Genomic DNA, 860 nt, shown 5'->3' with positions numbered 1-860 from the left:
ATAACGGTATCATTCAATCGCTACCATTTGCTGGTTTCGGATTTTATGTGCCGATATTACGAACCGTTTAGAATATTAGAAACAACATAGTAAGTTGTGTTTTCCGCCACTTCTCACAATATAAATATAACATGGAAACCTCAAAATAACCGGCATATTTTCTGCCAAAAATCGGCCACAACTCTGCCACAGTTAAATTCCTTGGAATACCGCTAATGTGATTTTATTTATACCTGGTACTATTAAATACACAAATCCATTTATCAATATAAAGGAAATCAACAGCATACATATAGTCGCGATAATATAATTAGTAAATTTATAAATAAACAACCTTTTATACATCCACATAATACAGCTATTTGTATCCCCTTTATTTTTCACATTAACAATCCAATTCAATACAAAGAACAACTGGAATCTAATAATCCAAATCAAACTTATATAAAGTAATCCAATCCCAAAAAATTTTAACATTATTGTGATAAACTCCTGATGATAAGTACTTGAAACGTTAAAAAATCTTCCGATCAATCCATGCCATCCACCAGTTTTTATAAACTGCTCCGCGTTATCAATATTAGAATTGCTTATTATTGGAGAACTCAAACTCATATTAACTATAAGAAACATACACCAATAAACAAGTGGAAAGAACAGCCCCATCTTATCTTTCGTAGGTAACTCTTGCAATATCGCTACTTTATGTACCCCGTAAATTATTAATATTGAAATAATAAGACCAAAAGAGAATGTTATATACCCAAAATTTATTATCTCATTTCTGTAAACTAAAGATAGATAAATTAAAATAAGAGAAGCTATTATATGGATAATTAACCATTCTCTTGGTATGTCAC

General features: G+C 30.1%; 1 protein-coding gene. It reads right to left on the bottom strand.

Annotation, left to right across the window (positions count from 1 at the left end; genetic code table 11):
* Nucleotides 1–192 precede the first annotated feature (192 nt).
* Nucleotides 193–860: hypothetical protein (locus DN403_RS31610; protein WP_218948257.1), on the bottom strand; the 668-nt coding region annotated here is incomplete at its 5' end.

The organism is Bacillus sp. AY2-1 (assembly GCF_008368965.1).
Classification (GTDB): Bacteria; Bacillota; Bacilli; order Bacillales; family Bacillaceae_G; genus Bacillus_A; species Bacillus_A thuringiensis_S.
The sequence above is the reverse complement of the archived record's forward strand: the minus strand, read 5'-3'. Positions and strand labels throughout refer to the sequence as shown.